Source organism: Stenotrophomonas sp. 220_Sma, from assembly GCF_056487375.1.
In genome coordinates this window covers 460,069-480,379 of the sequence record NZ_CM151348.1, presented here as the reverse complement: position 1 = coordinate 480,379, position 20,311 = coordinate 460,069, and the positions used below count along the sequence as shown (strand labels likewise).

The 20,311-nt window shown below is 65.1% G+C and carries 24 protein-coding genes; 13 read left to right on the top strand and 11 right to left on the bottom strand.

Annotated features, from left to right (window positions below; all coding sequences use genetic code 11):
• Positions 1-236 precede the first annotated feature (236 nt).
• On the top strand, positions 237-1,844 hold the full coding sequence (locus ACZLIB_RS02305; protein ID WP_478469059.1) for an ABC-F family ATP-binding cassette domain-containing protein: 1,608 nt from the start codon (positions 237-239) through the stop codon (positions 1,842-1,844).
• A gap of 72 nt (positions 1,845-1,916) precedes the next feature.
• Here the strand turns inward: ACZLIB_RS02305 and ACZLIB_RS02300 are convergent, their stop codons facing one another.
• Entirely contained in the window at positions 1,917-3,242 is a 1,326-nt protein-coding gene (locus ACZLIB_RS02300) for a GTP-binding protein (RefSeq protein WP_478469058.1), read from the bottom strand.
• Between the two features lie 69 nt (positions 3,243-3,311).
• Between ACZLIB_RS02300 and ACZLIB_RS02295 the strand changes: the two genes are divergently transcribed.
• The gene (locus ACZLIB_RS02295) at positions 3,312-3,683 is read left to right on the top strand and encodes a MerC domain-containing protein (protein ID WP_014645760.1); all 372 of its coding nucleotides are present in this window, start codon (positions 3,312-3,314) and stop codon (positions 3,681-3,683) included.
• Positions 3,684-3,856: 173 nt separating this feature from the next.
• Here ACZLIB_RS02295 and ACZLIB_RS02290 read toward each other — a convergent pair whose 3' ends face one another.
• Positions 3,857-4,141 (bottom strand): metal-sensing transcriptional repressor, encoded by a 285-nt coding sequence (locus ACZLIB_RS02290; protein ID WP_032130410.1) that lies wholly within the window; start codon positions 4,139-4,141, stop codon positions 3,857-3,859.
• A gap of 48 nt (positions 4,142-4,189) precedes the next feature.
• On the opposite strand from ACZLIB_RS02290, the gene dmeF reads away from it, so the two are divergent.
• The gene (gene dmeF / locus ACZLIB_RS02285) at positions 4,190-5,167 is read left to right on the top strand and encodes a CDF family Co(II)/Ni(II) efflux transporter DmeF (protein WP_478469057.1); all 978 of its coding nucleotides are present in this window, start codon (positions 4,190-4,192) and stop codon (positions 5,165-5,167) included.
• Positions 5,168-5,255: 88 nt separating this feature from the next.
• On the opposite strand, the gene ACZLIB_RS02280 is transcribed toward dmeF, so the two are convergent.
• Complete coding sequence (locus tag ACZLIB_RS02280; RefSeq protein ID WP_478469055.1) at positions 5,256-5,540, bottom strand: hypothetical protein; 285 nt, start codon at positions 5,538-5,540, stop codon at positions 5,256-5,258.
• Positions 5,541-5,630: 90 nt separating this feature from the next.
• Here ACZLIB_RS02280 and ACZLIB_RS02275 point away from each other — a divergent pair, with 90 nt between their 5' ends.
• The 3 genes from ACZLIB_RS02275 (at position 5,631) to ACZLIB_RS02265 (ending at position 7,414) form a co-directional block, all read left to right on the top strand.
• Positions 5,631-6,047 (top strand): hypothetical protein, encoded by a 417-nt coding sequence (locus ACZLIB_RS02275; RefSeq protein WP_164079999.1) that lies wholly within the window; start codon positions 5,631-5,633, stop codon positions 6,045-6,047.
• A 69-nt stretch (positions 6,048-6,116) separates the two neighbouring features.
• A complete protein-coding gene (locus tag ACZLIB_RS02270) occupies positions 6,117-6,440 on the top strand; it encodes a hypothetical protein (RefSeq protein WP_032130414.1) in 324 nt (107 codons plus the stop codon).
• Positions 6,441-6,571: 131 nt separating this feature from the next.
• On the top strand, positions 6,572-7,414 hold the full coding sequence (locus ACZLIB_RS02265; RefSeq protein ID WP_478469053.1) for a class I SAM-dependent methyltransferase: 843 nt from the start codon (positions 6,572-6,574) through the stop codon (positions 7,412-7,414).
• Between the two features lie 3 nt (positions 7,415-7,417).
• Here ACZLIB_RS02265 and ACZLIB_RS02260 read toward each other — a convergent pair whose 3' ends face one another.
• Entirely contained in the window at positions 7,418-8,386 is a 969-nt protein-coding gene (locus tag ACZLIB_RS02260) for a polysaccharide deacetylase family protein (protein WP_182267156.1), read from the bottom strand.
• 70 nt (positions 8,387-8,456) lie between these two features.
• Positions 8,457-9,116, bottom strand: a complete 660-nt coding sequence (locus ACZLIB_RS02255) for a hypothetical protein (protein WP_177179481.1) — start codon at positions 9,114-9,116, stop codon at positions 8,457-8,459.
• 133 nt (positions 9,117-9,249) lie between these two features.
• Here ACZLIB_RS02255 and ACZLIB_RS02250 point away from each other — a divergent pair, with 133 nt between their 5' ends.
• A complete protein-coding gene (locus ACZLIB_RS02250; protein ID WP_478469052.1) occupies positions 9,250-9,930 on the top strand; it encodes a hypothetical protein in 681 nt (226 codons plus the stop codon).
• A 91-nt stretch (positions 9,931-10,021) separates the two neighbouring features.
• Here ACZLIB_RS02250 and ACZLIB_RS02245 read toward each other — a convergent pair whose 3' ends face one another.
• Together ACZLIB_RS02245 and ACZLIB_RS02240 are read right to left on the bottom strand one after the other, a co-directional pair.
• Positions 10,022-10,195 (bottom strand): hypothetical protein, encoded by a 174-nt coding sequence (locus ACZLIB_RS02245; protein ID WP_097048477.1) that lies wholly within the window; start codon positions 10,193-10,195, stop codon positions 10,022-10,024.
• A 9-nt stretch (positions 10,196-10,204) separates the two neighbouring features.
• Positions 10,205-11,017 carry an alpha/beta fold hydrolase gene (locus ACZLIB_RS02240; RefSeq protein ID WP_458074931.1) on the bottom strand — a complete coding sequence of 271 codons (813 nt, stop codon included), beginning with the start codon at positions 11,015-11,017 and terminating at the stop codon, positions 10,205-10,207.
• A 221-nt stretch (positions 11,018-11,238) separates the two neighbouring features.
• Between ACZLIB_RS02240 and ACZLIB_RS02235 the strand changes: the two genes are divergently transcribed.
• From ACZLIB_RS02235 to ACZLIB_RS02225, 3 genes are all read left to right on the top strand, one after another.
• Entirely contained in the window at positions 11,239-11,718 is a 480-nt protein-coding gene (locus ACZLIB_RS02235; RefSeq protein WP_478469050.1) for a nuclear transport factor 2 family protein, read from the top strand.
• Positions 11,719-11,793: 75 nt separating this feature from the next.
• Entirely contained in the window at positions 11,794-12,186 is a 393-nt protein-coding gene (locus tag ACZLIB_RS02230) for an XVIPCD domain-containing protein (protein ID WP_094000574.1), read from the top strand.
• A 293-nt stretch (positions 12,187-12,479) separates the two neighbouring features.
• Positions 12,480-13,541 carry an MrcB family domain-containing protein gene (locus tag ACZLIB_RS02225; RefSeq protein WP_478469049.1) on the top strand — a complete coding sequence of 354 codons (1,062 nt, stop codon included), beginning with the start codon at positions 12,480-12,482 and terminating at the stop codon, positions 13,539-13,541.
• Positions 13,542-13,591: 50 nt separating this feature from the next.
• Here the strand turns inward: ACZLIB_RS02225 and ACZLIB_RS02220 are convergent, their stop codons facing one another.
• The 4 genes from ACZLIB_RS02220 to ACZLIB_RS02205 form a co-directional block, all read right to left on the bottom strand.
• A complete protein-coding gene (locus tag ACZLIB_RS02220; protein ID WP_478469048.1) occupies positions 13,592-14,737 on the bottom strand; it encodes a YncE family protein in 1,146 nt (381 codons plus the stop codon).
• A gap of 165 nt (positions 14,738-14,902) precedes the next feature.
• The gene (locus ACZLIB_RS02215) at positions 14,903-15,829 is read right to left on the bottom strand and encodes an XVIPCD domain-containing protein (RefSeq protein ID WP_478469047.1); all 927 of its coding nucleotides are present in this window, start codon (positions 15,827-15,829) and stop codon (positions 14,903-14,905) included.
• A gap of 132 nt (positions 15,830-15,961) precedes the next feature.
• On the bottom strand, positions 15,962-16,900 hold the full coding sequence (locus ACZLIB_RS02210) for an XVIPCD domain-containing protein (protein WP_478469045.1): 939 nt from the start codon (positions 16,898-16,900) through the stop codon (positions 15,962-15,964).
• Positions 16,901-16,909: 9 nt separating this feature from the next.
• The gene (locus tag ACZLIB_RS02205) at positions 16,910-17,527 is read right to left on the bottom strand and encodes a hypothetical protein (RefSeq protein ID WP_478469044.1); all 618 of its coding nucleotides are present in this window, start codon (positions 17,525-17,527) and stop codon (positions 16,910-16,912) included.
• A 519-nt stretch (positions 17,528-18,046) separates the two neighbouring features.
• Between ACZLIB_RS02205 and ACZLIB_RS02200 the strand changes: the two genes are divergently transcribed.
• From ACZLIB_RS02200 to ACZLIB_RS02190, 3 genes are all read left to right on the top strand, one after another.
• Entirely contained in the window at positions 18,047-18,256 is a 210-nt protein-coding gene (locus ACZLIB_RS02200) for a hypothetical protein (protein ID WP_478469043.1), read from the top strand.
• Between the two features lie 91 nt (positions 18,257-18,347).
• Complete coding sequence (locus ACZLIB_RS02195; RefSeq protein ID WP_478469041.1) at positions 18,348-18,773, top strand: TonB family protein; 426 nt, start codon at positions 18,348-18,350, stop codon at positions 18,771-18,773.
• A gap of 456 nt (positions 18,774-19,229) precedes the next feature.
• The gene (locus ACZLIB_RS02190; protein ID WP_478469040.1) at positions 19,230-19,598 is read left to right on the top strand and encodes a hypothetical protein; all 369 of its coding nucleotides are present in this window, start codon (positions 19,230-19,232) and stop codon (positions 19,596-19,598) included.
• The last annotated feature ends 713 nt before the right edge of the window (positions 19,599-20,311 follow it).

Genomic DNA, 20,311 nt, shown 5'->3' with positions numbered 1-20,311 from the left:
GTAGATCCGCGCTCGATGGCCGTGCCACGTAGAGTCGAGCTTGCTCGACTGCTCCTCAAAAGCAGTCGAGCAAGCTCGACTCTACAATTCGCATGCCCTGCGGGCGGTATAATCTCCCCTCATCCCTCCCAGAGGCTCGCGACCAATGCGCCATTGATGCCGCCGTCTTCGCAACAGACGGCCTGACTTCTCCCGCCCCTGCGCGCAGGGGAGAACCCGGCATCCATGGAGGTCGCATGACCCCGCATTCCCTCACGCTCGATCGCGTGTCGTATCGATTGGCCGACGGCCGCCCGCTGTTTTCCGATCTGACGTTTTCCTTCGAACCGGTTGCTACCGGCCTGGTCGGTGCCAATGGCGCTGGCAAAAGCGTGCTCGCACGCCTGCTGGCCGGCCGGCTGTCGCCCGACAACGGCCAGGTACGTGGCAGCGGCCGCGTGTTCCTGTTGCCGACACCCGGTTATCCACCCGCCGGCACGGTCGGTGAACTGGCCGGTGTGGGTGAAGCGCTGTCCGCGCTCGCACGCATCGAAGCCGGCAGCGTCGATGAGGCCGACTTCGCCTGCATCGGCGACCGCTGGGATCTGCGTGAACGCCTGCAGCAGCAATGGCGTGCGCTGCAGCTTCCCGACGACCTCGATCCCGCCCAGCCGGCCGCGCGCCTCAGTGGCGGCCAGGCCATGCAGGTGGCGCTGTCCGGCGCCTGGGCCAGCGGTGCCGACTGGCTGATCCTGGACGAACCCAGTAACCACCTCGACGCACGCCATCGCCAACAGCTGTACGAACAGTTGCAGCAGTGGCGCGGTGGCCTGCTGGTGATCAGTCATGATCGCGAACTGCTGGGCCGCATGCAGCAGATTGTCGAACTCGATGGGCGTGGCCTGCATCGCTATGGCGGCGCATGGCGGCACTACGCCGACACACGCGCCGCCGAACGTGAAGCCGTCGCCGCCCAGCTTGACCATGCGCGTGCGCAGCACCGGCAGCAGCAACGCAGCGCTCGCGAACAGCACGAGCGCCAGCAGCAACGCCAGGCACGCGGCAATCGCGATGCGAAGCAGGCCAACCAGGCACCGATCCTGCTTGGCCGGCAGAAGCAGCGCGCCGAGGCCAGCCACGGCCGCGCACAACAGGTGCAGGCCGAACGCCTACAGGCCAGCGCAGAGCAACTGCGCGCAGCGGCCTCGGCGGTTCACACCGCGCCGGAACTGGCGCTGTTTGCCGGTGCGGGGGAACGTGGCAGCACGCGCCTGTTGCAAGCCGAAGCCTTGGTGCTGCCGCATGGCTGCGATGCCCCATTGCAGCTGGATGTCCGTCGCGGCCAGCGCATCGCCGTGGTGGGTGACAACGGCAGCGGCAAGTCGACCCTGCTGCGGGTGCTGGCGGGTCAGCTGCCCGCGCGCAGCGGCATCGTGCAACGGCATGCGCCACTGGCTCTGCTCGACCAGCAGCTGCTGGGATTGTCCGGCGAGCGCAGCATCCTCGATAGCGTACAGGCGGCCAACCCGAGTGCCGACCCCGGGGAGCTGCGCACGCGCCTGGCCCTGTTGGGTCTGGACGCACAGCGCATCCAGCGCGCCGCCAGCAGCCTCAGCGATGGCGAGCGGGTGAAGGGTGCGCTGGCCAGCGTGCTGTATGCCGATCCCGCGCCCCAACTGTTGCTGCTGGACGAGCCCGGCAATGCACTGGACCTCAGTGCATTACAGGCGCTGGAAGAACTGCTTGCGGCATGGCCGGGCGCACTGGTAATGGTCAGCCACGACCGGCACCTGCTGCAGGCGTTGCGGCCGACCCAGGTGCTGCACGTGAGCACCGAGGGCTGGCAGTGGCATGACGCCTTGTAGATCCACGCATGGCGTATCGACCCGGGGTAGTGCCGGCCGCTGGCCGGCAACCCATGGAGCCTCAATGCACCGTCAGCGCTTCCACACCGGGAACGCCTGTGGCATCTGCTGCCACAGCAGCGGCCCCGCCCGCAGCTCCTGGTCGTTGAGCAGGCACGCATCCAGCTCCGCGCGCACCGCACGCTCATCCATGTGCACACCAATCACCACCAACTCCTGGCGGCGATCACCCCACAACGGGTGCCACAGCCGCTGCATCGCCGTGTGCGCGGCTGCATCCGGAAACTCTTCCAGCCCCGGCAACGGCGCACTCCAGCAATCGGCCTGCTGCCGCGCCCAGCCGAGGTCGCTGTAGGGCAACGGCGTCGGCGGCAACAACGGCGTGGTGTCTTCCAGCCCAGCCCGCACGCGGTCGCGCGCGGCATACCAGACGCCAGCCGCCTGCGTGCGCGTCGCCGCACCCACGGTGTTCAACTCGCCTACCCAATCCATGCGGTTGGCCAGCCAGAACCAGCCCTTGCTGCGGATCACGCCGGGCATGCCGGACTGCAGCGCGTGGGCGAATCGCGCGGGGTGGAACGGACGCCGCGAACGGTAGACGAAGCTGCCGATGCCGTACTCTTCGGTTTCCGGTGTGTGCTCGCCACGCAGCTCCTTCACCCAACCCGGCGCGCGTTGCGCACGCTCCATGTCGAAGCGGCCGGTATCCAGCAGCTCGGCCAACGGCACATCACCGAAGCTGGACAGCAGCAGCTTCGCATCCCGGTTCAAGCCACGCAGTACCGCCAGCGTGTCCTGCAGCACCTCGTCGTCCACCTGGTCGACCTTGCTGACCACGATCACGTCGGCGAACTCCACCTGCTCGCACAGCAGATCAACCACACCTCGATCGTCCTCCGGCCCGGCCTGCTGGCCGCGTTCAGCCAGGCGCAGGGTCGAGCCGAAGTCGGCAAGGAACGCGCTGCCGTCGACCACCGTCACCATCGTGTCCAGCCGCGCGATATCACTCAGGCTGAAGCCGTGCTCGTCGCGCACCGCGAACGTAGCCGCCACCGGCATCGGCTCACCGATGCCCGTCGACTCGATCAGCAGGTAGTCATAACGACCCGCGTCGGCCAGGCGCCGCACTTCCTGCAGCAGGTCATCGCGCAGCGTGCAGCAGATGCAGCCGTTGCTGAACTCCACCAGCGTCTCTTCGGTGCGGCGCAGCTCGGCGCCACCTTCGCGCACCAGCTGCGCATCGATGTTGACCTCACTCATGTCGTTGACGATGACTGCCACGCGCAGGCCCTCGCGGTTGCGCAGGATCTGGTTGAGCAGGGTGGTCTTGCCGGCCCCCAGGAAGCCGGACAGCACGGTGACCGGAAGGCGACGGTCGGCGCGGGAAACAGTGTTCATGTCGGAGCGGGTTGGCTGCGGAACGGAAATGTTACTGTATAACAATTGCCGCGCAAGGAACCTCCCCCGATGAAGTCGCCTTCTGCCGCCCTGCTCGATGCCGGCGCGGTCGCCCTGTCCAGCCTGTGCCTGCTGCACTGCCTGGCGTTGCCCCTGCTTGCCGCCGCGCTGCCGCTGTTCGGCACCTGGGCCGAAGCGGAATGGGTCCACCTGCTGTTCGTGGCCATCGCCCTGCCACTGACCGGCTACGCGCTGTGGCGGGCCGAGCGCCGCCACCCACTGCCCGTGCTGGCCTGGGCCACCGCCGGCGCCGGGCTCGGCCTGCTGCTGGCCGGCGCGCTGGCGCTGCCCTCACATGACTGGGAAACGCCGATGACGGTCACCGGCAGCCTGCTGCTGGCCGCCACGCATATCTGGAACGCGCGGCACCGGCACGGGTAGTGCCGGCCGCCGGCCGGCAACCGCATGAGCTTCGGACGCCACGGGTAGTGCCGGCCGCTGGCCGGCAACCGCATGAGCTTCAGACGCCACGGGTAGTGCCGGCCACTGGCCGGCAACCGCATGAGCTTCGGACGCAACCTGCAGTTGCCGGCCGACGGCCGGCACTACCCCTGCTATTTGCCGTAGCGGCGCAGCAGCTCCACCAGCACCGCAGCCTCGTCCGCCCGCTGCTGCGGGTCATCGGCACCCACTACGTGTTCCTGCAGATGCTCGTGCAGCAACTCCATCAGCAGGCTGTGGGCGGCACCGCGCACCGCGGCGACCTGCACCAGCACGCCCGCGCAGTCCCCCGCTTCCCCCTCGGGCTTGTCCAGCGCCTGCTCCAACGCCGCCACCTGACCCGCGATACGGCGTACCCGGGTCAGCAGCTGCTTTCGATTCTTGTGTACATGGGCCATGGCGGGATCATATACCCTATGGGGGTATCCACTCCAGCTCCCGCCGCCATGCACTTGGACGCCCTCGCCGCCGCCCGTCGCCACGAACACCGCTTCGACGACGGCAACCCGCTGGCCGAACGCAACACCCGCCGCGCCCTGTGGCTCACCGTCAGCATGATGTTGGTGGAGATCGTCGGCGGCTGGTGGTTCAACTCCATGGCCGTGCTCGCCGACGGCTGGCACATGAGTTCGCACGCGCTGGCGCTGGGCCTCACGGTGTTCGCCTACCGCTGCGCGCGCCGCTACGCGCACGATCCGCGCTTCGCCTTCGGTACGTGGAAGATCGAGATCCTGGCCGGCTACACCAGCGCCATCGCACTGCTTGGCGTCGCCGCGCTGATGGCCGTGCAATCGCTGGAACGGCTGTGGGTGCCGGCACCGATCCATTACGACGAAGCCATCGCCATTGCAGCGGTGGGCCTGGGCGTGAATCTGCTCTGCGCCTGGTGGCTGCACGACAGCCCGGGCCACGCGCACCACCACCACGGGCATGACCATGACCATCATCACGGGCACGGGCACGGGCACGACCACGATCACGGCCATGCGCACGGTCACGACCTCAACCTGCGCTCGGCCTACGTGCACGTGCTGGCCGACGCCGCCACCTCGGTGCTGGCCATCGTCGCCCTGCTTGGCGGCAAGCTGCTGGGCCTGACCTGGCTGGACCCGGTGATGGGCCTGGTCGGCGCCGTGCTGGTGACGGTCTGGGCGATCGGCCTGCTGCGCGACAGTGGCCGCATCCTGCTCGACGCGCAGATGGATGCGCCGGTGGTGGCCGAAGTACGCGAGGTAATCGAACAGGGCCCGTGGCCGGCACGCCTGGCCGACCTGCACGTCTGGCAGGTGGGTCGCGGCAAGTACGCGGTCAGCGCCAGCGTGGTCACCAGCGACGCCAGCCTCGATGCCGATACCGTGCGCAACGCGCTGGCGATTCATGAGGAGCTGGTGCACGTGACGGTGGAGATTCACCGCAGCGCATGATCCACGCCGGGTAGTGCCGGCCGCTGGCCGGCAACCCCATGAACGCCGCACACAACCTGCAGGTGCCGGCCAGCGGCCGGCACTACCGCTAGAGCTTCAACATCATCCGCAACAGGTACATCAGCAGCGGCAGCGCACTCAGCACTGCACCACCGATGCCGATCCACGGCCAGCGCTCGCCGCGCACGCGCGAAGCCACCGCCAGACCGCAGCCCACCAGCGCCGCGCCCAGCACCCCCACGCCCAATCCCGCAGCCAAGCCATTGCCGCCTGCGGCCACCGCCGCCTGCGCAGCGAGGCTGCCCGCGCCCCAGCCCACCACGATCCCCAGCCAACTGGCCACGCCGCACCACGGTGCCTTGTCCTTCGCCATCCGAAAACCCCTGTGTCCTTGCCGAATTTCTGTACGGACCACGCCCGTGCGCTGCCTACACTAGCCGCACCTGCCCCGTCGGGACATCCCATGCGCACGCTCCGCCTGCTGCTGCCCGGTGCCCTACTGCTGCTCACCGCCTGCAGTGGTGATGCCGGGCTTCCTTTCAGCGCCGACCCGTTGCAGGGCTGCTTCGCCACCGGCGCGCGCAAACCGGCCGACTTCCGCATCGACAAGGAAGGCGGCCAGTACTTCGTCTCCTTCAGCCGCGGCGAGCAGTGGCAGCGCGAGCCGAATGCCCTGCACAAGGCCTCCCGCAGCGAAATCAGCCGCTACTTCCGCGATGACGCCGAGCAGATCGACAGCGCATTGATCCGCATGGCCGGTGGCTTCGGCATCTTCCACTTCAACAAGGGCGCGACGCTGAAGGGCAAGGCCAGTGATAGTGACTACATGGCGCTGATGCTGATCGGGGCTGGGCCCGTATACGCGGTCAAGTGCCCGTAAGACGCAATGATTCTGATGGCGGCTCAGGGCAATATGGGCACATCCTGTCTTCTTTGAGGAGCGATGCCAATGCTGCTGTTCCTGCTGCTTGCGGTAAGCGCGCCGAAGACCCAGGGTGCCTATGACGAAGTCCGGCAGCTGCCCGATGGCCAGACCCTGATCATGCGCACCCTGGACTGGGATCTCGGCGATGGTCGCCACGAGCGCGTTACCGTGCATTGGCTGCTGCAGGAAGACGGCAGCCTGCGCTACGACTTTGATCGGCAGCCACCAGAAACCCAGGAGGTCCACCGTCAGTCGTGCGCGCTGCAGGGCATGCGGCCATCGCGTGGCGTCAACATGATCTCAGGAGAAGGAGCCACGCACGGCTTCAGCTGCACCAGCCAGCGGTAGCGCCGAGCCCACGCTCGGCTCCGCCATGCCGGCATCCACGCATGGCGTGGATCTAGCGCAACAGCAGCCACGCGTGACCCCGGCAACAGCTGCGGTACCATGCCCTCCCCCGAACCGCCCCGGTACCCGCCGTGCCCCATTACACCGGCCCCCTGCTGACCCGCGACAGCGCTGACACCCTGCGCCGTGCCCATGACAAGGGCGCTGCTGAATGGCAGGGCTCGCTCGACCTTGGCCGCGGCCAGGACAGCGTGGCCCTGAACGCCGACGGCTTCCACTTCCGTGGCCAGGCCTACCCGTGGCCGGGCAAGTTGAAGGACCGCACGCTGTACTACTGGGACGGCGAGGACTTCGCGCCGATCTCGCGCTACAGCGGCTCGCTGATCAAGCTGGTGCCGACCGAATGGGGCGCACCGACCTTCGAGATCGACGGCATCAAGATGCTGCCGACCTCCAAGCTGTCACCGTTCGAGGATGCGCGCCGCAAGGTCGAGCTGGTCGCCCCGGCCGGCAAGGTCATCCTCGATACCTGCGGCGGCCTGGGCTACTTCGCCGCCTGCGCGCTGGAGGCCGGTGTCGGCCAGATCCGCTCGTTCGAAAAGAACGCCGACGTGATGTGGCTGCGCACACTCAACCCGTGGTCGCCCGATCCGGACTCGGCCGCCGCCGGTGGGCGCCTGCAGTTCAGCCAGGGCGACGTCTCGCAGCAGATCGAACAGGTGGCCAGTAACAGTGTCGACGCGATCCTGCACGACCCGCCGCGCTTCGGCATCGCCGGCGAACTGTACTCGCAGGTGTTCTACGACCACCTCGCCCGCGTCATCCGCAAGGGAGGGCGCCTGTTCCACTACACCGGCGCGCCGAACAAGCTGACCAGCGGCCGCGACGTGCCGCGCGAAGTGGCCAAGCGCCTGGAAAAGGCCGGTTTCAAGGCCGAGCTGGCGCTGGACGGCGTGCTGGCCGTCAAGCGCTGAGCTTCATTCCGAGTCAACCTTCGCCAGCTTCATCACCCACTTCGGCACTTCCGGTTCACCGGCGTAGAAGTCTTTCGGCTTCTTCTCGGCCATCGCCCAGCGGTGCAGCCAGCTCGGGCCATAGCGACCGCTGTAGCCCTCGGCGCCACGCCCGTAAGCAGGATCGCGCATCGCCTCATCCAGTGAAATGAAGCGATAGCCGCGCCGCTTCGTCGCCGCCACCAGTTCGGCGAAGGTGGCTGCATTGAGTTCGTTGGCATGCATCAGCCACACCTGCGGCAGCGCGTAGCCCAGCAGCGCCTGCGACTGCTTCTCGTAGTAGTCCAGCTTGTTCAGCATGTAGGGCACATAGCCCTTGCGCAGCTGCGCCAGCATCGCCTCGCGCGCCGGGGAATCAGGCTGCTCGTTCATCACGTTGGCATAGGCGAAGGCCCACACCCACTCACCGTTGTCGACCGTCACCGGCGCCACGCGGTAGCCATGCTGCTTGAAGAACACGTCCATCTCCGCGCGTTCTTCCGGTGTGCGTCCGGCACGCAGATAGGGATGGCGCATCCACTGCGGTTTCAGTCCACGTTCGGCCAGCAGCGGCCGCAGCACCGTTTCACCACGCAGAAAATCCTGCTGGAACGCAGGCACCCCCCTGGCGTTCAGATCCATGTGCGAATAGGTGTGGTTGCCCAGCACATACCCGGCGTCCAGCCAGTCGCGCAGCATCTGCACCCGCGCGGGCTGCACGTGTCCGTTGATCTCAAGCTTGTTCTCGTTGACGAAGCCGACCACCGGCACACCCGCCTGGCGAAGCTGGGCCATCAGCGCTTCGTGCCGCGATTGCAGGTCCGGCGGAACGATCTCGTCCACCCGCGCCCACGGCAGGTCGTCGATGGTCATCGCGATCCGGCGATCCACCTCGGCGGCGTGCACCGCCAACGAACACAGCAGCAATGGCACAGCACGCAGCAACCAACGCATCAGCACATCCTTGCAGGGGCGAAGTGCTGACTCTAGCGCGATTGCGGGCGCGCGGCCGGTCCCACACCCGCTATAGGCCGGGCGACTGCACCTGACGTTCGCGAACGATCGCCCGCCACAACATGAATCCTGCAGCCATCGCCATCAGCATCAACGCGACCAGCACCAGGGCAAGATCATCGGGATTGCGCAGCAGCGGTGCATGCTCATGGGTGAGGATCTCGAACACCACCTGCTGTGCCTGTGCCAGCGGCAACCGGCCCTGCTCGCCCAGCTCCACCAGGCACGCCGCTGGGGACAGCTTGGCCACGCCAGTCCATGCCAGGTCGTACAGGTGCAATGCCCTGAGGGCCAGCGCCAGGATCGCGGCGTGCAGCGCCATCAGCCCCCAGTTGGCACGTCGCAGGCGTTCCGACAGGCGGCCCAGCCGGTAGACGCTGATCGACATCGCGCCCAGCAGCGCCAGTACCACGCCCGCCATCGGAATCCACTGCAAGGGTTGCCACGGTGCAAGCGCAGTGGACCGCGCCAGCAGCTGCTCGGCCACCTGCATGCGCGCCACAGGGTCGGGCCCACCGCATGCGTCATCCACCGGCTCCAGCAGCAGTCCCACACGGTAGTGGAAGAAGCCGACTGCAAGGGCTACCGCCAGCAGCGCCACCACCTGCAGTGCCAGCAGGATCGGGCCAGGACCACAGATACGACAGAAGCGGGTAGCAGCAGAGACCATCGGTTCATCCATGACAACAAAGGACCATCCTAACCAAGCGCCCTGTGCTTGTCGGCTGGCGGATACGACAACCGCGGCCTGGTCCCGGTAGGATGTGGATGAGCATGGATGGTCGTATGTAGAGGTGTTGTGGATGGTCACGCTGTATCTGTGGGTGCGAACGCTGCTTCCGCTGCTGGCGTTCGTGATCGCGTGGATGCTGCTTTCGCGCCTGATCAAGGCCCGCGTGGCGCGCCTTCCACGGGTTCCCTTGAACCTGCCCGAGCACAGCAGCAGCCCGCGCAGGAAGGACCGGCGCATCTACGCGCGCAAGCTGCGGCGAAAGCCAGGTCTGCGTACCGCAACGCGCCCGGCCTCCGCGCCGCGCAGCTGGAACGTCGCAGCGGTGTTCGTTTCGCTCTTCACGTTGATCGCCACCGTGCTGGTCGTGCCGGATGGCGCGCGCTTCCAGGTCATGCTCGAGAGCATCACCGGCTACCCGGCTACGATTGCTGAAGTACATGTTCCCGCTGCCGGGCAGCCCCTCGTACTACAGGCGTGGCAGCCAGCACTGGCGCAGCTGTCGCGCCCGGTAACGATGCGCTACCCGATCGGTCGCACCGGCGGCGAGCATGAAGCGCACGCCACGCTACCGGTGCAGGTGAGGCATCAGGGGGATCGGCTGCAGGTGGCTACGGCAGTGCCGGTGGATGCCGAGCTGCTGCGTGCAGAGCTTGCGCGCTTGGCGGGGCTGCCGACGGAGGCAATCACCGTCCGCCAGCGCGAGATCTCACCCTGGCTGGAACCCGGCTGGAAGCCGCTGGTCGACCTGTAGAGTCGAGCCCATGCTCGGCTGCTGTTGCAGTAGATCCACGCCATGCATGGATGGATGCAGAGCGGAGTCGAGCATGGCTCGATTCTACAGATCACGATCCGCGCGGCAGCTTCGCGGCCCACATGTTGTCCACCAGATTGGGATAACGCCGCCCGTTCTCTTCCGCACGCTGCCGGGCTGCCTCCTTCTGCGCAGGCGACAACGGCTGCGACGTCTGGCCCTTGGGATTGGGCTTCTTCCACGGGGGCGTCTTCGGTTCACGCATGGCTGCAGCTTACTGCTTCAGGAAGTTCAAAAGCGCCAGATTGAAGTGATCAGCATGACTGGTGTTGCAGCCATGCGGCGCGCCCTCAAGGATCACCACTTCGCTGCCCGGGATGGCTCGGTGCGTGCGCTGGCCAGAACCTTCAAACGGCACGATGGCATCGCTGTCACCGTGCAGGATCAAGGTCGGCACCGTGATCTTCTTCAGGTCTTCGCGGAAGTCGGTTGTAGCAAACGCCTTCATGCACCCCAGCGCCGCCGTCTGGTCGGATTGATGGCACAGCGCGATCGCCGCCTGACGCGTCTCTTCGGTCACCATCAACTGGCCATGGGCGCTGAAGAAATCGCGGGTGAAGCCATCGAAGAACGCCTCACGATCCTTCTCAAGACCGCTGCGCATTTCATCGGCCTTTTCCTGGGTGAGCGGGCCTTCCGGGTTGTCATCACTGCGCAGCAGGAACGGCGGCACCGCCGCTGCAAACACCACGCTGTGCAGACGGTCCTGCCCATGATTGCTCACATAGCGCGCCACCTCACCGCCGCCCATCGAGAAGCCGACCAGGGTGACGTCGTGCAGGTCACGCTCCTCGATCACCCCGGCCAGGTCCGCTGCCAGCGTGTCGTAGTCATAGCCCTCGGCCGGCTTGTCGGAACGGCCGAAGCCGCGCCGGTCGTAACTGATCACCCGATGCTGCGCATCGCGCAGGATCGACACCTGTTGTTTCCAGGCATCGGCAGACAGCGGCCAGCCGTGGATCAGAATGACCGGGCGGCCGTCACCACCGGTGTCTTCAACGTGCAGGCGGATGCGGGAAGCAGGCATGGGAGCTCCTGTGGAAGGGGAGGCTTTCAGGCTATTGGCCGGCCCCTATCGCGACCGTGACGGAATCGCCGATCGCCATGACATCGCCTGCACAGGCGACGCCGCCGGAGCCGGACCGTCAATGCGGGCATTCACTCCGTAGAAGGGCCGTTTCATCGGAAGCCGGCTGCAGCGGCCCAAACGCCATGCGAGCCTGCGTGAACCACCCTTGGAGCCTCGCCATGCTGCAGCTTACCTTGCCCCTGCTGGCTGCCGGCCTCGTCGCCACAGCGCCGTCCACCGATGACCTGCGCCAACAGATCCGCCAGGCCGACACCCAGCTCTTTGCTGTGGCCTTCGAGGCCTGCGACGCCGACAAGGCCGCGGCGATGACCACCGAAGACATGGAGTTCTTCCATGACAAGGACGGCAAGTCGGCCAGCAATCGCGAGGACTTCCGCCGCAGCGTGGCCAACATGTGCAGCAATGCGCGCAAGGGCGGCTGGAGCCTGCGCCGTGAGCTGGTGGAACCTTCGCTGCAGGTGTTCCCCTTGCACGACGAGCGGGCGCTGGAGATCGGCGACCACCGCTTCCATGAACGCGGCAAGGACGGCGTGGAGCGCTGGGTGGGCCAGGCCCGCTTCATCCAGGTCTGGCGTCGCGTGGACGGACGCTGGTTGGCCGAGCGGGTGATCAGCTACGACCATCGTGCGGCGGACTGACCCCTCGGGCGTGCTTCGCGGGCCGGATCTATACTGACCGGGCCCACCACGACCCACCGCTACCGTTCGATCGCCATGGCAGAGATCACCCCCAACCACCCCGACTATGGCCTCAACCAGCAGATCCGCCAGGGCGTGGCCACACTGGACGCCCAGCATGGTCGCCCGTTCGATCAGACCAGCGAGCGTCTGACCGCCAGCCTGACCGTGCTCGCCCGCGAACAGGGCCTGCAGCAGGTCGACCATGTGCTGGTCAGCAACGCCACGGCCAACCAGCCGGCCGGGCACAACATCTTTGTGGTGCAGGGCGACCCGGCCAACCCTGCGCACCTGCGCGCGATGATGCCGACGGCTTTGGCGGCGCAGACGCCGGTGGAGCAATCGATGCAGAAGCTGGGGGTGGGTGTAGAGCAGCCGGTCGAGGCGCAGGCGCAGGAAATGCAGAATCCTGCGCCGCGGATGGGGTAATCGCACCGGCTCTCCTCAGAGCTGGCCAACACCTGACCAGGGCGCCCGCTGAATTGCAGCGCCCTACTTGGGATTCAGTCCAATCGGAAGCTATCCCGATCATAACCCTGTCTACCGCGAACTGCGGTGGCTCTGGCCACATCTACGCCAAACCGTCCACAAACGACATGCCTTGGCGCCAATGACTCCAGCTTGATACGCATTGCGGATCGATACCCCTGCATGCATTAATTGCGCCTATCGAAAAGAGCGCAGGGGGCGTCGTGGGTATCAGGGACGAATTGCAGAACGTGATGGAACTGCAGCCTCAGTACAGTTCACTACCAACAGATGCCATGCAGGCGCGTGGACAAATCATCAAGCAGCGGCTACCCACTCTTGTCAGGATTGACAGCGAGCGCCTCAGCAGCACGGTAGGCATTAGCCAAAGCGACCTCCTGGTAGAGGGGAAAGATGGGGTTACCCGAAAGGCCAGAGTTCCCTGGGCTCGCTTCTCATCCCAAAAACGCTCACCTTCCGCCACTGTTGGCTGGTACGTAGTTTGGTTGTTCACAGAGGATGGTTCTGGGGTCTATTTAGCGCTGTCCCACGCCTCTACCAGGAACGTTGACGGCCGGCTCGTTGGCCGATCGCATGATGAGACACAACGCCTAACCAAATGGGCGGTCGAGATCCTTGCGCAAGAGATCGCGCAGGATCCTCGCCTAACCACCAATATGGCGCTGGGTGCGCACCGCCTGGCCAAGGCCTACGAAAGCACGACGGCAGTCTCATACTTCTACGCAAAGGATGATGTCCCTTCCGATGAGCAACTGCGCGACGATATGCTCACGATGGCGCGCCTACTGAGGAGCATCTATCACGGCGAGCCAGCGCAGAAGCGCAGTGGCCAAACCTCGCCGGACGTCATTGCAGTGGTCGAAGCAATTGAAGAGACCGCCTCGGGTCTCAAGAAGAATGGACAGGGCTTCGGGCTCACGCAACCTCAGCGCCGTGCAGTGGAGCTGCGGGCAATGGCACTAGCCAAGGAGCACTTCGGCAGCGCTGGATATGAAATCAAGGATACGAGTGCCACGGCCCCTTACGATCTAGAGATCAGAAAGGAAGGCCAGGTTCACTACATTGAGGTGAAGGGAACCACCGGCGGTTTGGGTGACATCGTGCTCACCAAGAACGAAGTACAGCACCACCTAAAGCATCATCCGAACAACGGCCTGTTCGTCGTCCATGGTATCCAATTGCAATCGCACGACGGCGTACCCGTTTGCGCCGGTGGGACCGCGCACATTCAGCAGCCGTGGCAAATCTCAAATGCGAATCTGCAAGCTCTCGCCTATCGATATCGTATTGCGTAGAACCCAACGAGTCGGCCGCGCTTCTCTCATGCGCGGCCGACTCTTGCTCGTTACAGCTGAATCCGCGCCACGCTCTCGTCAGCGCCCTTGTCGTCCTTCTCGCCGTTCTTGATGCTCACGAACAACACGTTGTTCTTCGCATCCAGCGCCAGGCTGTTCGGGTGGGTCGGCACCGTGTAGGTGGCCACCTTCTGGTAGCTGTCACTGTTGTAGGCGGTCACCGTGCCGGCTTCGCGGTTGGTCACGTACAGGCGCTTGCGCGGCGCATCCAGCAGGATGCCCAGCGGGCCGGCATCGGTCGGGATGCTGGCCAGTTCCTTGCCAGTGCTGCGGTCGAGCACCAGCACGCGCTGGCCCGGATGCTTGCTGACCAGGCCGCTGCTCTTGGCCTGGTAGCCACGCAGGAATTCCGAGCCCTGATCGGTCACGAACAGGCGCTTGCCGGCCGGGTCCAGCGCGATGTTCATCGGCTGCTCGGCGGCGATCTTGTGCTGCGCCACCACCTTGTTCGAATCGGTGCCCACCACCACCAGGTCGGCCAGCAGGTTACTGGTGTAGACGCGCTTGTTGGCCGCATCCAGCGCCAGGCCCGGTGCCTTGGCATTGCCCAGGCCATCGATGGTGTTGATCACCTTCAGCGTGGTGGTATCGATCACGAACAGCACGCTGCTCACGTCCGGCTGGCTGCTGTGGCCGGTCACGTACAGGCGGTTGGCCGCGCTGTCGACCACCAGCTCGCGCAGGTCGTGGGTGTAGGCGGCCTTGCCGTCCTTGCCGGTCTTCTTCTCCATCAGCTGGATGGTGCCCACGGCCTTGTTCTGCGCGGTGTCGACCACGGTCACCGACAGGTCCACGGTGTTGCCCACGTACAAGCGGTTGTGGGCGTCATCCAGCACCACGCCGAACGCTTTGCGCTCCAGCGGAATGCGGGTTTCCACGGCCAGCGTAGTCGGATTCAGGCGCAGCACCTGGGCCGGGCCGGCGTCATCGCCGAAGCCACCGGACGAGGCCACGAACACGGCGTTCTGCTTCGGGCTGTAGGCCAGCTCGTACAGGCCCTTGGCCACCGCCTGGCGCTGCACTGCGGCGGTGGCACTGGCGGAGGGTGCGTTGTCGGCGAACGCGGAGGGCACGCCGAGGCTGAGCGAAACGGCAACGGCCAGGGCGGCCGAGCGGAAAAGAGGATTACGGAACATGCGAGCGTCCTTGAATGGGCACGGGAAGGTGTCCTGGCTCGCTGGGCCGTACTGCGACGGCCCGACCTGCATCTGTCTGCGCGGGTGGGCTGGCTGGGGTTGCGGGGGAATGGTAGCAGGTGGGGGGCGTGGCGTGCGCCGACGCGCGTATGGCAGGCGCGCTGATTACTGCTCCTTCAAGCGCAGCGAATCGGCCACATCGGTCTTGGCCGCCACTTCGGTGGCAATGCTGGCGCGACGGTGCCCCGGGTCGTTGCGGTCGCCCTGCACGATGAAGATGCTCTCCGCCGCATGGCTGCTCTTCGTCGGCTGGCTGAGCAGCACGTGGTCCACGCGCGAGAGATTGTTCTGCTTGGCCAGCACCAGCAGGCTGGCGCTGATGCGCTGGCTGGCGGCATCGAACGGGCGGCCATGCGCGGCGTCCAGCTCGGCCACTTTCTGGATCAGCTGCGCGAACAGGCGATGGTCTGGATGCGAAGGGTCCAGCAGCGTGCCGGCCACTTCGATCGGCGTCGGCGGCGGCTCATCGCTCGCACGGTCGCCCTGGCGATGGTGTTCGGCCTCGCGCTCGGGCATCGCATGGTGGGTTTCGGTATTCAGGTCGCTGCCCGGGAACGGCGCGGCAATGCACTGGATTTCCGGCAGGTTGAACAACACCGCGAACTCGCCCAGGTTGCTGCCGCCGTCCAGCGGCGCCGGCAGCGGATGCAGGCCGGCGTAGTGCAGCGCCGCCCAGACGAAATCGCTGCAACGGTTGATGGTGGCCGGGCGATCCACATCGAATTCGAACTCGGCCGGTTCCTCGGCGAAATCACGCAGGCAGCCGTAGTGCTCCTCGGTGATTTCCAGGGTGCGGCTGTAGTACGGGTCCAGATGCTCGTCGGCATCATCGTGGCGCACCTGCGCGTACTGCACGCCGGTGCGGGTTTCGTCCGGCGCCTGGCGCGGTGGTGCGAAGCCGTAGCTGTGGGCTTCGTCGCCAGCGGCCACCTGAAGGTACATATGGCCGCGCGGCGAGATGCCCCCGCTCTTAAGCGGGGTGCCGGGGGCGGCCAGGTACAGCGTTGCCGTGTAGCGTGTTGCCTGCTCCATGCCTGTTCAGCCTTGATGGGTGCTGCGGTCCTGGCTGGATGATGGCATAGGTGGGATGGGGGCAGGTGGAGATGAAAGCAGTTTCGAGGCCGAGGCGCTCGAAACTGTGATCTGCCGTGCAGTCGCTGGAAGTCAGCCCATCTGCAGCGGCGCCCGGGTTTGTTCCAGGGTCGGCTCCTGCGGCGCCAACGAGGCGCGCTCCTGCTGGGCCTGCGAAATCTGCTCGACTTTGGCGAATGACTGCTCCACCGGCGTTCGCGCAGCCTCCTCCGCCGTCATCGAAGCTCGCACATGGGCGGGATCGTTGAGCTCCCCCTGCACGACGAACAGTAGCTGCGCCGAACCATCGCTTGGAGAATTACCCAATACCACATGGTCGACATGCTCCAGCCCGCTCTCCTTGGCCGTAGCCAACAACCCCGCTGAGATCCGCTCGCTGGTCCCATCGTAGGAACGGCCATGCACCTCATCGATGCCCGCCACTCCCCTGCGGATGGAATCGAGCATATCTCGATCGCCGCGCGGCAGTTGCTCATCGCTGATGATTCGCTGCATCAGCGTTCTCTCCGGCATTTTGTTGTAGTGCTCGGTATTCAGCGCGCTATCTGGGAAGGGCGCGCGGATGCTGCGGATGTACTCCACATTGCTGAGCGGTTTCAGGCCACCTTCGAAGCTCTTGTCTTGCATGAAGAGAAGGTTGGTTCGATGAAGCCCAGCGTGATTCAGCGCGCCCCACGTGTAGTCGATACAGCTGTTCTCTACACCGTGATACTCGGTATTGAATCCATGCTCGCCGGGCTTTGCGCCGAATTCCACCAGCTTGTCGTACTGCTGCTTGCTGATCTCCATCGTCCGCGTGTAGTACGGGTCTTTGTACTGCTCGGCGTCATTGTTGTAGACCATTCCGGGCCCAGTGACGACGCCATGCTCGATGGGTGCGAAGCCAAAACTCACCTCGTCCTTGCCATGCGCCACTTTGTAGTAGACGTGGCCGGCGCTGGATGTCCCTCCCGCCAGCAGCGGCGTGCCAGGAGCGGCAACGAAGATTGTGACTGTGTACTTGTCGTCCATGACGCACTCCTACTTCGACTTGTTTACGTAGGCCACCAGCAACTCGGCTTGTGTGGCCGCCAATCGATCATCAGGCTTCAGTATCTGCATGCTCAGCCTGTAGTTGCCAGGCTGCAGTTCCTGAGCCCAAGCGAGGGCCAGTTGTGTGTGGTGGCTGTCGGGCGCCTCCAATCCTGCTGACTGCAGAGACTGATGATCGACGTCATCCAACCACCCGCCTGCCACCCGGCCCGTGGGTCCTATGGGCTCAATCCGCGCGGGCGTTCCTGCCACCGACTCCACCCTCACCAACGGAACAGGAATGCGCTGCTGGGCCTCCAGCCGCTCCAGTTTCACCTCGGCGGGCAGGCCCGTACTGCGGACCTCACGGCCCGCATTCAGTGATTGCAGCCCGTCTTCTCCACTCACCCGAATTCCAAGAAACAAGGTTTGCGAGGAGCTTTCCCCTGGGGACGGTAGGGTGAACTCGACCACCATGGGTGTGGTCATCGCTACCAGCGGCAGCGGCCTGACGAAGGGCACCAGGGTCCCGTTCTCTACCGGAGCGCGCGGCCCGGGTGCCGCCTCCGAGCTGGCTTGGCAGCCGCTCAGCAGGGAACCCGACAGTACCAGGGCCAGGCAGACCAACCATCTTCCTTGTCGAAACATCGCTTTTCCTCTTCCAAGGCTCATCGCAGCCGTTGAAGGCGCCTTCGCCCGTACTTATACACCCCGGCCGCAGATGATTCTGCGACGAAGTTCGCTGCGTCGCGGCTCCTGCGACTGGGAGTGATCAAAGTCGACCACGCGCAATGGTGCGCTTACGTACACGCATAGGGGGTAGTAAATGGACCGCTACTTTGTGAACAGAACGCCGCAGGCCAATGGAGACCATGAGGTGCATAAACAGGGATGCTATTGGCTTGCTCGCGCCCAGTCCACGCAGGACCTGGGCTTGCACACCAGCTGCAGGACGGCCGTGGCTGAAGCCCAGAGGTGGTACCGGCAGTCGAATGGCTGTGCCACTTGCGCTGCAGCTTGCCATACGAGTTGATCAACGGCCGAAAGCGAAGCGGATGCGGCCCCGCCAAAGTTGGGCGGGGCCGCACCGTCACAGTCGCTGAGACAGCCCTAAGCCATCTTCCCTTCCCCCACTGGAGGATGACCATGACCAAGATCGACCCCACATGGCTGGAAGCCTTCGACAAGGAGCTCATCCACCTGTTCGCCATCGACCATAGCGATGCCGGCATGGATGAGTACCTGCTGGGCTGCTACGCAGACCTGCCGCCGCGCGAGGCGGCGTTGACGTTCGGCAGCGACTACGACCTGGAGCGCGACGATGCACTATGGCCACGGCCGGGCGCGCCTATGTAATCCGCGCAGCAGTCCCGCATGCCGGCATTCAAGGCAAGCGATGCCAGGGGATGGCCGCTATGCTGGCAGCGCACCGGAATGGAAACCACGTATGCCCCGTTTGAACACCGCCCTGGCACTGAACCTCGCCCTGATGCTGCTGGGCGCTACACCTGCCATGGCCATGGCGGCAGACCCGCAGGTTTCCACCGAAGTATTCGTAGAGGCCGGCGACAACCCCACCTTCAAGCTGCAGCAGGCGCCCACCGTTGTGTATTCAACGCCCCACGCCACGCCGCCCGATACCTTCCTGCAGGCTCCCATGGCGGTGCTGCTGGTTGCTCAACTGGATGAGCTGGGCCACGTTTCCAACGTGATGGTGGCGCGGTCCAGCGGGCTGCGGGAGCTTGATCGTGCGGCCTTTACCGCAGTGGACCAGTGGCGCTTTGATCCGGTCGTGGTTGAGGGCGTCGCGCTGCATGCGCGGGTTCGGGTCCGTCTGACCTTCGTGCCTACGGCCGAGGCGCCGCCCGGCTGAACCGTCGGTCCAATCTGTCGCGATTGGCCCCAGGTCATCGCCTTGGCTGCGGGTATTCCTGCGCTTAGAGCCAATAGCGCCAAGCCCTTCAAGAGCGTTGCAGCACAATCCCTTGCCGGCTTAACACCGTGTGCGACAATGCCGAAAGCGTCAGGACTGGCAATCGCCGGTTCTGCGGTTTTCTTGGCATTTGGTCGCTGCACGGGTATCTCTTGGCGTGCCACCGGAAAAGGGTGGCGCGGGACTCGAAAACCCGTCTGAATACCCAGTGCTTTGCGCTTGCCAGTCGGCGTCATCTTCGGATGGCGCCGGCTGGCAATCCGTTCGCGTTCCATGGCGGGCGGTGCGTGGGGGCCTTCGGGCCCGCCGGCTTGGGTATTCACCGGTTTTCGAGACACGCACCGTCCGCCGCCTTTATCTGGTGGCGCTGCTATCTGTCCTGTACGGAGCATTGCCATGAACACACCGGACTTCCGTTCCCTGCACGCGCAGTACGATCCGGACAACGCCGAACCCGAGCGCGAACCGTCCGTCGATCCCAACGCCTTCGTCGCCACGCTGCACCGCATCGGCACCGGCGCGGCTGCGGACGGCCAGCCTTGGCCGGAGCGGCATCAACTGCCTGGGCGTTGCCTTCAGCTGGCGGATGCGGATTGCGCGTTGGCGGGGCTGCGTGTGGTGGCGGAGCTGATGCTGGCTGCGGAGCGGACTCGGCAGAATGGCGCGCCCGAGGAGTATCTGGGGGATCGGGTGATGGAAGGGTTGAAGATGGCTTGTGTAGCGTTGACTGCGCAGGTGGCTGAGCGGTTGCACGTGCGAGAGTAGTGCAGTTGAGTCTGGCCATCTGCCGCGTGGTTGCTGGTCATCCACGTGTTATCGGCGGTCCATTCGCCTTCTAGTTCATTCCCTCTCTGCAGAGCGTCCAATGAGACCTGTGATCTGTGGTGCCGCCCTGCTGGCGGCGCTATCTGCGACGATCGCCAGCTGTCATGTACCCAAAGCTGGCTTGGAACTGCGGACGTTTCGGAAGGTGTCCGACGCTGAATTTTCTGTCATGCGCGAGGAAGCCGTTCGACTTGTGCGCGAGGGCCTGGTACAGCACGCGCGGTACGCGGGAGAGAGGTACTTCGAGGTCAGCTGTCACGGTGCACCCGTGATGCTGGTGGACAACTCGTTGGAGCAGCTTGTGATTGTGCTGTATGGGGGCAGGGAAATTGATGTCCCCTGTGTCGAACCGGTGCTGTCGCATTGGAATAGACGGATTGTGCCGGAGTAGTCGCTCAGTCCAACTGATGCCTACAAATCACATCATTCGGCTCCTCACCTGCCCCATCGACGACATGCGGCATTCTTGTGTCGTAGCAGGTGACGGCTTTGCCCATCGAGCGTTGCTGAAGCTGGCTTTTCCTTCCGCCCCACGAAGTAGTCGAGCTCTGGAACGCCAGCGACCAGCGGTAGAAATTCACCTCTGCGGGTTGCGCAAGGCATCTCCACATCGGAGACGCCTGCAGCCGGTAATTCCTGCCTACTTACGCAGC

What these genes read in the sequence shown, in the direction of transcription:
- ACZLIB_RS02235 (WP_478469050.1), top strand. Translation starts at nt 11,239, where the DNA reads ATGCTGCAGCTTACCTTGCCCCTGCTGGCTGCCGGCCTCGTCGCCACA.
- ACZLIB_RS02210 (WP_478469045.1), bottom strand. Translation starts at nt 16,900, where the DNA reads ATGGACGACAAGTACACAGTCACAATCTTCGTTGCCGCTCCTGGCACG.
- ACZLIB_RS02255 (WP_177179481.1), bottom strand. Translation starts at nt 9,116, where the DNA reads ATGGTCTCTGCTGCTACCCGCTTCTGTCGTATCTGTGGTCCTGGCCCG.
- ACZLIB_RS02270 (WP_032130414.1), top strand. Translation starts at nt 6,117, where the DNA reads ATGCTGCTGTTCCTGCTGCTTGCGGTAAGCGCGCCGAAGACCCAGGGT.
- ACZLIB_RS02240 (WP_458074931.1), bottom strand. Translation starts at nt 11,017, where the DNA reads ATGCCTGCTTCCCGCATCCGCCTGCACGTTGAAGACACCGGTGGTGAC.
- ACZLIB_RS02280 (WP_478469055.1), bottom strand. Translation starts at nt 5,540, where the DNA reads ATGGCGAAGGACAAGGCACCGTGGTGCGGCGTGGCCAGTTGGCTGGGG.
- ACZLIB_RS02230 (WP_094000574.1), top strand. Translation starts at nt 11,794, where the DNA reads ATGGCAGAGATCACCCCCAACCACCCCGACTATGGCCTCAACCAGCAG.
- ACZLIB_RS02250 (WP_478469052.1), top strand. Translation starts at nt 9,250, where the DNA reads ATGGTCACGCTGTATCTGTGGGTGCGAACGCTGCTTCCGCTGCTGGCG.
- ACZLIB_RS02195 (WP_478469041.1), top strand. Translation starts at nt 18,348, where the DNA reads ATGCCCCGTTTGAACACCGCCCTGGCACTGAACCTCGCCCTGATGCTG.
- dmeF (WP_478469057.1), top strand. Translation starts at nt 4,190, where the DNA reads ATGCACTTGGACGCCCTCGCCGCCGCCCGTCGCCACGAACACCGCTTC.
- ACZLIB_RS02290 (WP_032130410.1), bottom strand. Translation starts at nt 4,141, where the DNA reads ATGGCCCATGTACACAAGAATCGAAAGCAGCTGCTGACCCGGGTACGC.
- ACZLIB_RS02220 (WP_478469048.1), bottom strand. Translation starts at nt 14,737, where the DNA reads ATGTTCCGTAATCCTCTTTTCCGCTCGGCCGCCCTGGCCGTTGCCGTT.
- ACZLIB_RS02305 (WP_478469059.1), top strand. Translation starts at nt 237, where the DNA reads ATGACCCCGCATTCCCTCACGCTCGATCGCGTGTCGTATCGATTGGCC.
- ACZLIB_RS02260 (WP_182267156.1), bottom strand. Translation starts at nt 8,386, where the DNA reads ATGCGTTGGTTGCTGCGTGCTGTGCCATTGCTGCTGTGTTCGTTGGCG.
- ACZLIB_RS02245 (WP_097048477.1), bottom strand. Translation starts at nt 10,195, where the DNA reads ATGCGTGAACCGAAGACGCCCCCGTGGAAGAAGCCCAATCCCAAGGGC.
- ACZLIB_RS02215 (WP_478469047.1), bottom strand. Translation starts at nt 15,829, where the DNA reads ATGGAGCAGGCAACACGCTACACGGCAACGCTGTACCTGGCCGCCCCC.
- ACZLIB_RS02295 (WP_014645760.1), top strand. Translation starts at nt 3,312, where the DNA reads ATGAAGTCGCCTTCTGCCGCCCTGCTCGATGCCGGCGCGGTCGCCCTG.
- ACZLIB_RS02300 (WP_478469058.1), bottom strand. Translation starts at nt 3,242, where the DNA reads ATGAACACTGTTTCCCGCGCCGACCGTCGCCTTCCGGTCACCGTGCTG.
- ACZLIB_RS02225 (WP_478469049.1), top strand. Translation starts at nt 12,480, where the DNA reads ATGGAACTGCAGCCTCAGTACAGTTCACTACCAACAGATGCCATGCAG.
- ACZLIB_RS02200 (WP_478469043.1), top strand. Translation starts at nt 18,047, where the DNA reads ATGACCAAGATCGACCCCACATGGCTGGAAGCCTTCGACAAGGAGCTC.
- ACZLIB_RS02190 (WP_478469040.1), top strand. Translation starts at nt 19,230, where the DNA reads ATGAACACACCGGACTTCCGTTCCCTGCACGCGCAGTACGATCCGGAC.
- ACZLIB_RS02275 (WP_164079999.1), top strand. Translation starts at nt 5,631, where the DNA reads ATGCGCACGCTCCGCCTGCTGCTGCCCGGTGCCCTACTGCTGCTCACC.